This window comes from uncultured Frigoribacterium sp., from assembly GCF_963515265.1.
In the GTDB taxonomy this organism is placed as follows: domain Bacteria; phylum Actinomycetota; class Actinomycetes; order Actinomycetales; family Microbacteriaceae; genus Frigoribacterium.
In genome coordinates, this window is record NZ_CAUPYL010000112.1 from 1 (window position 1) to 8,304 (window position 8,304).

At 75.7% G+C, this 8,304-nt stretch carries 1 pseudogene; it reads right to left on the reverse strand.

The annotated features are described in order from the left end of the window. Window positions 1-8,304: pseudogene (locus RWM17_RS09710) on the reverse strand (DUF11 domain-containing protein); the annotation flags it as partial.

An 8,304-nucleotide genomic window follows, 5' to 3' on the forward strand; every position in this document is an offset into this window, starting at 1 on the left:
GGCGGGGCGCGAGGCCTCGGCGGCGACCGGCGCCGGGTCGGAGGCGTCGCCCACGGGGGCGGCCCCGCCCGGGGGCGTCCCCGTGGCCGTGGCCGTGTTGACGAGTCCGCCGGCGTCGACGTCGGCCTGGTCGAGGACGATCGTCGTGGTCGCCGTGACGGACTGGTCGGGGGCGAGGACACCCTCCGCACCGGGCCAGGGGCCGTAGGCGAGCGGCGAGAGCCCCTCGAGGTCGTCGGCGACCGAGACGCCCGTGAGGGTCACGTTGCCCGTGTTGCGGACGACGATCTCGAAGGTCGCGAGGTCGCCGACAGCTCCGGCGCCGGAGACCGCGCCGCTCTTCGTCGTCGTGATGCCGGGCACCGCGGAGACGGTGGCGACGCGGACCGCGCCGGCGACGGCCGTGACCTCGGCGCCGCCGGGGGCCGTGCCCCGGGCCGAGGCCGTGTTCTCGACGAAGCCCCGGTCGACGTCGGCCTGGGTCAGCGTCAGCGTCGCGCGCACCAGGACGGACCGGCCGGGCTCGAGCACGCCGGGGGCGGCGGGCCAGTCGATCGTGTCGGCGGTCAGCCCGGCGAGGCTCAGCGCGACGTCCACGTCGGCGAGCGTGACGTTGCCCTCGTTCCGGACCGTCGCGACGTACTCGACGGTGTCGCCGACCTGGCCGATGCCGGGTGCGACGACGCCGCCGACCTGGGTCACCACGAGGGCGCCGGCGGGGGCGATCGGCACGGTGGCGGAGGCGCGGGCGGCCACGACGGTGCCTGCCCGGTCGGTGCCCGTGGTGTCGACGGTGCTGGAGACGGCACCGGCGTCGACGTCGGCCTGCGTGAGGACCGCGGTCGTGGTGGCGGTCGCCGACGCACCCGGCGCGAGCACGCCCGGCTCGCCCGGCCACACGACGACGGGGGCCGTCGTCCCGGGGACGCGCTCGGCCACGTCGACCCCGGTGAGGGTGACCGTGCCCGTGTTGGTGACGCGGTAGGACCAGGTCACGGAGTCGCCGGCCACACCGGTCGAGCCCGGGGCGAGCGCGCCGGAGTCCGTCACGGCGATCCCGGGGACCGGGGCGGCGGTGGGCGTGGACACCTCGCCCGTCGTCGCGGACACCGCGACGCCGGCGAACGAGCCGGTCGCGGTCGCGACGTTGAGCACCTGTCCGCGGTCGAGGTCGGCCTGGCCGATCTCGGAGGTGGCGGTCGCGGTGGCCTGCTGACCAGGGGCGAGCACGCCGTCGGCGCCCGGCCAGCGGACGGCGGGCGTCGAGACGCCGGGCACGTCGTCGACGAGGTCGATGCCCGTCACCGTGACGTTGCCCGTGTTGGCGACCACGAACGTCCAGTCGACTGTGTCGCGCAGGGCGCCGTCGGCCCGGACGGCGCCGGTCTTCGAGACGCTGAGCCCGGGCGCGGCGGGCTGGACCGTCGTCGTCGTCAGCGGCGAGCTCACGCTGATCGTGTCGCCGACGGGCGGCTTGCCGGTCGCGACGGCGGTGTTGCCGACGCTGCCGCGGTCGACGTCGGCCTGGGTGACGGCATACGTCGCCGTGGCGGTGGCGACCTGCCCGGGGGCGAGCGTGCCGGGCTGGCCGGGCCAGGTGATCTGCGGGTCGGACACGCCGCCGAGCTGGTCGACCAGGTCGACGAGCGAGAGGGTGACGTCGCCGGTGTTCGTGATCGAGAACGAGTAGTCGACGACGTCGCCGACGCCTCCTGCACCTCGGGCGGCACCCGACTTCGCGACGACCATGGAGGCCTCGTCGGCGAGCACGACGCCGTCCGTCGCCGTCGCCTGGACGGTCGACGACGCGGGGGTGCGACCGGTCGCCGTGACGGTCGACGACTGCCCGCCCGAGTCGACGTCCGACTGCGTCAGCGTGTACGCGGCCGTGGCCGTGACGCTCTGTCCGGGCGCGAGGACCCCGGGCGTGCCGGGCCAGGCGTAGGTCGGGGCCCCGGCGCCGGCCTGGGCGTCGACCAGCTGGACCCCGGTGAGCGTCACGGTGCCCGTGTTGGTCGCCGTGTACGAGAACGAGACCGTGTCGCCGGCCACGCCGCGGTCGCCGTCGGCCAGGGCCGCCGTCTTGGTGACCGACAGGCCGGGGGCCGCGGCGAGCGTCGCCACGGTCGTCGGGGCGTCGGGGCCGACCACCGCAGCACCGTCACGGGCGGAGGTGCCGGAGGCGGCGGCCACGTTCGTCACGGAGCCCGCGTCGACGTCCGACTGCTCGACCGGCGACGACGCGCGGGCGGTCGCCACGGCTCCCGGCGCGAGCACTCCCGGGGCCCCTGGCCACTCGACGACGTAGTCGGAGAGGTCGGCGAGCGTGCCCGTCGGGGCGACGCCCTCGAGGGTCACGTTGCCGGTGTTCCGCAGGACGACGACCCAGTCGACCGTGTCGCCGGCGGCACCGGCGGCCCGGACGGCGCCGGTCTGGGTGACCGTGAGCGCCGGCGACGGCTCCACGGTCGTCACGCTGACGGTGTTCGACTCGGCGCGGACCTCGACGCCCTGGGGCGTCACGGCCGAGACGGAGGCCTGGTTGTCGATGTGGCCGAGGTCGACGTCGGCCTGGGTCAGCGCGTAGTCCGCGACGCCGACGACCGTCTCCCCGACGGCGACGCGACCGGGCCGCTCGGGGTCGGGCCAGGTGATCTGCGGCGTGCCGAGACCGGGCAGGGGGTCGAGGAGGCGCCCGTCGGTGAGGGTGACCGAGCCGGTGTTCGTGATGTCGAGCCGGTAGCGGACGACGTCGCCCGCGCCTCCGGTGCCCGAGACGATCTCGGCCGACTTGAGGACGGTGAGCGCGGGGGCCGGGGCGACGGTGACGGTCGCCGGGGCGGAGGCGGTGCGCACGACGCCGGCCGGGTCGGTGCTCGTGCCGTCGACGACGCTCGTGACCGAGCCTGCGTCGACGTCGGCCTGCGTCAGCGTGTAGCGGGCGGTCGCGGTGACGGTCTGGCCGGGAGCCAGCACTCCCTCGGCTCCGGGCCAGGCGTAGGCCGGTGCGCCGACGCCCGCGTTGCCGTCCGTGAAGCCGACGGCGGTCAGGGTCGTGTTGCCGGTGTTCGCCAGCGTGTAGGTGAAGACGAGCTCGTCGCCGGCGAGGCCGGTCGCACCGGGCGCGAGCGAGCCGCTGTCGGTGACGACGGCGGCGGGTGCCGCTGCCGCCGTGGGCACGGTGAGCAGCGGCGCGGGCGCGTCGACGACACGGCCGTCGGGCGCCGTGCCGGATCCCGTCGCGCCGAGCGCCACCGAGCCTCGGTCGACGTCGGCCTGGGTGAGGACGTAGGTCGCGCGCGTCTCGACCGCCTGGCCGGGGGCGAGCACGCCCTCGTCGCCCGGCCACGTCGTCGCGGGGGCCGAGAGGCCGGGCAGCGGGGTGGACGTCGTGACGCCGGCGAGGGTGACGTTGCCCGTGTTGCGCACCAGCACGGTGAAGGTGACCGTGTCGCCGACCACGCCGGCGCCCGTGCCGCCCACCGTCGCGGTCGACGTCGTGGTGACCTCCGGAGCCGCGGCGACGGTGCGGTTGACGACCTCGTCCGAGACCGTCGGCACCGACGCGCCCGTGGGGGTCTGTGCCGACGCGCTCGCGAGGTTGGTCACGGTGCCGCGGTCGACGTCCGACTGCCGCACGACGTACGACGCGGTGGCCCTCGCCGACTCCCCCGGTGCGAGCACGCGCTCCTGGCCGGGCCAGGTGACGACCGGCCGCGACAGCCCGTCGAGCGCGTCGTAGATCAGCACGCCCGACAGCGTCACCGTGCCGGTGTTCGTCACGGTGATCGTGTAGTCGATGCTCTCGCCGAGCCCGAAGGCCTTGCCGCGCTCGACGGTGAGCTTGTCGATGAAGAGGCCGGGGGCCGGCGCGATCGAGAGCGTCGCGGGCGCGGTCCCCGAGAGGACGACGCCCCGGGGCGAGGTGGCCGAGCCCGTGACGAGGCTCGACAGGGAGCCGGCGTCGACGTCGGCCTGCGTCAGGGTGTAGACGGCGGTCGCGGTCACGGCCTGCCCGGGGCGGACGGTCGTGCCGTCCGCGTTCGGGAACAGGTAGGTGGGCGAGGAGGCGGCGGCGAGGGCGTCGACGAAGGCGACGGACGAGAGCGTCACGTTGCCGTCGTTCACCAGCGTGTAGGCCAGCTGCACCTGGTCGCCGGCGACGCCGCGGTAGCCCGGCAGCGGGACCGCCGTGTTGCTGACGAGGATCTCCGGGGACGCCTCCTCGGTCGGCGTCGTGACGACGACGGGGACGGACTCGACTGTCGCGCCGCGGGGTGCGACGCCGGTCGCCCCGGCCGAGTTCACGACCGATCCGGCGTCGACGTCGGCGAGGGACACCGTGTAGGTCGCGGTGCCGCCGATCTCCTCGCCGGGGGCGAGCACGCCGGCGGTGCCGGGCCACGCGTCGACGACGATCGGCGAGAGCCCCGGCAGCGAGTCGGTCAGGGCGACCCCGGTGAGCGTGACGGTGCCGGTGTTGCGGGTCGTCACGCGGTACGTGACGACGTCGCCCTCGCCGGGCGCGGCGCCGTCGGCGGTCGTGGCCGTCTTGGTCGTGGTGAGCGCGGGCGCGGGCAGGGCCGTCGTGACCCGCACGGTGTTCGACGGCACGTCGACCTGGTCGCCGGCGGGCGTCGTCGCGCGGACCGCTGCCGTGTTGTCGATGTAGCCCAGGTCGACGTCGGCCTGGGTGAGCGGGTACCCGGCGACGCCGATGACGGTCGCGCCGACCGGCACGAGCCCCGGCTCCTCGGGCACCGGCCAAGTGATCGTCGGCGTGCCGAGGCCGGGCAGCGCGTCCACGAGGACGCCCCCGTCGAGGGTGACGTTGCCCGTGTTGGTGATCTCGAGGCGGTAGACGACCGTGTCGCCCACGCCGCCCTCGGCGCCGTCGGCGAGGGCGCCGGTCTTGACGACGGAGAGGGCGCCGCGGGCGAGCACCTCGACGAGGGCGGTCGTCCTGGCGGTCACGGTGGTCGCGGCCGGCGACGTGCCCCTCGCCTCCGCGACGCTCTCCACGCCGCCGGCGTCGACCTCGTCCTGCGTCAGGCGGTGCGTCGACGTGGCGGTCGCGGTCTGGCCGGGGGCGAGCTGCCCGGTCGCACCGGGCCACGCCACGGCGAGGCCGTCGACGAGGAGCTCGTCCGTCAGTCTCACGTCGGTGAGGGTGACGTTGCCGGTGTTCGTCACGGAGTAGCGCCACGCGACGGCGTCGCCGGCGACCCCGGTGGCGCCGCTCGCGAGCGCTCCCTCGTCGGTCACGGCGATCGACGGCGACGCCGCCGCCGTGACGTCGGACGTCCTGGTCGTGGCGCTCGTCACGGAGGTGCCGCTGACGGCGGCGGTGCCGGCCGAGACGGTGGTCAAGACGACGGAGCTCGCATCGAGGTCGGCCTGGGTGAGGACGTGGCTCGTGCGCACGGTCACGGACTGGCCGGGGGCGAGGGTGCCGGCCGTGCCGCTCGGGAAGGCGTCGTACGCCAGGGGCGCGAGGGCGCCTCCTCCGGCGAGGCGGGCGTCGAGCGCGATGCCCTCGACGGTGACGTTGCCCTCGTTGGAGATCACCACGTCGTACTCGACGACGTCGCCGACCTGTCCGAGCCCGCCGACCCTCGACACCACGGACGTCGTGAGCTGCGGTGCGGCGGCGACCGTCGGGAGCACCGTCTGCGGCGAGAGGACGAGGAGGTCGTCGCCGGCGGGGGTCGCCCCGACGACCGATGCCTGGTTGCGCACGGCACCCGCGTCGACGTCGGCCTGCGTGACCGTGTAGGTCGCGGTCGCGGCGGCCGTGTCCCCGGGCGCGAGCACGCCCGGGTCACCCGGCCAGGTCGTCGTGAGCGCGGAGAGACCGGCGAGGGGGTCGGTGATCGCCACCCCGTCGAGCGTCACGGTGCCCGTGTTCACGGCCGTGAACGAGTAGGTGACCACGTCGCCGACGCGGGCCGCGGCCACTCCGCTCGGCAGCGTGGCGCGCTTGTCGAGCGTGAGGCCCGGGGCCGCCGCGAGCGGCACGCTGGCCGCGTCGCTCGAGGTGACGACGACGGACTGGTCGACGGGAGAGCCGGGCGTCGGCCTCGACGTGGCCGTCACCGTGGCCGAGTTCGCGACCGCCCCGGCGTCGACGTCGGCCTGCGTGAGCGCGTAGGTCGCGGTCACGCTGGCGCTGTCGGCCGGGCGGACGACGTCGCCCGTCTCCGGGTCGAGCAGGGCGGGCCGCAGGACCGCGGGCAGTGCGCCGACGTCGATCGGCGACAGGCCCGGCAGGGCGTCCGCGACGGTCGGCGCGTACAGGGTGGTGTTGCCGGAGTTCGTCACCGTGAACGAGTAGGTGACGACGGAGCCGGCGGCGGGGTCGCCGGCCAGCGAGGCGGTCTTGTCGACGGAGACCGCGGCGGCACGGCGCACCGTGGGGGTGTCGACGGCGACGGAGGCGCTGGTGACGGCGACGCCGGCCGGGGAGGTGCCGACCGAGCGGGCCGCGTTCGTGACCGAGCCGCGGTCGACGTCCGCCTGGGTGATCGTGTAGGTCGCGGTCGCGGAGACCTTCTCCCTGGGCGCCAGGACGTTCGGCGCGCCCGGCCACAGGACGTACTCGACGGGGCTCAGGCCCGGCAGGCCGTCGACGACCTCGACGCCGGTCAGGGTGACGTTGCCGGTGTTCTCGGCCGTGAACGAGTAGACGACGTCGTCGCCGACCCCGCCGTCGCCCTCGACGACGGCGGACTTGGTCGTGATCAGGTCGGCGCGCTGCTCGCCCGTCTGCACGACGACGGTCGCGCTGCCCTCGACCACCTGTCCGCCGGGCGACGTCGCCCTCACGGTCGCGCTGTTGGTAACGGACTCCGCGTCGACGTCGGCCTGGGTCACCGTGTAGTCGCCGACGGCCGTCGCGACGGCTCCCGGGGCGAGCTCGCCGGGCCGCGAGGAGTCGGGCCAGGCCCAGCCGCCGACCACGACGCCCGGCAGCGCGTCGACGAGGGTGACCCCGGTCAGGCTGACGTTCCCGGCGTTCCGCACCGTGAAGACGTACTGCAGGGGGTCGCCCTCTTCTCCCGCGCTGCCGGGGGCGATGCGACCGATCTTCTCGAGCGTGATCCGCGCGTCGCTGCCGATCGGCACGGTGGCGGGGGCGGAGGCCTCGACGGCCGTGCCGGCGGGCGAGGTCCCCCGCGTCGTCGCCAGGTCGGAGACGCTGCCGGCGTCGACGTCGGCCTGCGTGAGCGTGTAGGTGGCCGTCGCCGTAGCCGTCTGCCCCGGAGCCAGGACGCCGACCGCGCCGGGCCAGCGGACGACGGGAGTGGACGTCCCCGGCAGGCCGAAGGCGACCGTGATGCCGGTCACGGTCTGGTCGCCGGAGTTGCTGACGGTCGACGACCACGTGACGACGTCACCGGCACGGCCCGCGGCGCCGGCGGCGAGGCTGCCCGTCTGCGTGATCGCGAGCGACGGAGCCGCGACGGCGGTCGGCGAGGTGAGGGGGGCGCTCGGCGCCGACACCAGGGCCCCGGCAGGCGTGGTGCCCGTCGACGTCGCGGTGTTGGTGACCGACCCTCTGTCGACGTCCGCCTGGCGGATCGTGTAGTTCGCGGTGGCCGAGACGGACTGGCCGGGCAGCAGGCGGCCGGCGACGCCGTCGGGCCAGGCACCGGGGGTCAGGGTCGAGAGACCGGGCAGGGGGTCGGTCAGGACTACGCCCGTCAGCGTGACGTTGCCCGTGTTCGACGCGGTGACCGTGTAGCGCACGGTGTCGCCGAGGCGTGCGCCCGCCGCGGGCGTGACGCTCTTCGTCGTCGAGAGGCCGGGGGCCGCCGCGACCGTCGGGGTCGTCGTGCCGGCCTCCGCCGAGACGACCACGCCCTGCGGGGTGCGCCCGGTCGCCGTCGCCGTGCTCGCGACGACGCCGGCGTCGACGTCCGACTGCCGGATCGTGTACGCGGCGCTGGCCGTCACGGACTCGCCGGGGGCCAGCACGCCCTCGGTGCCTCCGGGGAACACGCCGTAGCCCACGGGCCCTAGCCCGGCGAGGCCGTCGACCACGCCGACGCCCGCCAGCGTGACGGCGCTCGTGTTGGTGACGACGTAGTCGAAGGTGACCGTGTCCCCGACCCCGCCCACGCCGGACACGGTCGCGGTCTTCGTCAGGGAGACGGCGCCCGCGGACGCGAGGGGGAAGGTCGAGGAGCCGCGGGTCGTCACGGCCGCGCCGACGGGCGGCGTCGCCGTGGCCACGGCGGTGTTGGCGAGCGCGCCCGCGTCGACGTCGGCCTGGCGCAGGGCGTAGGAGGCGGTGCCGACGAC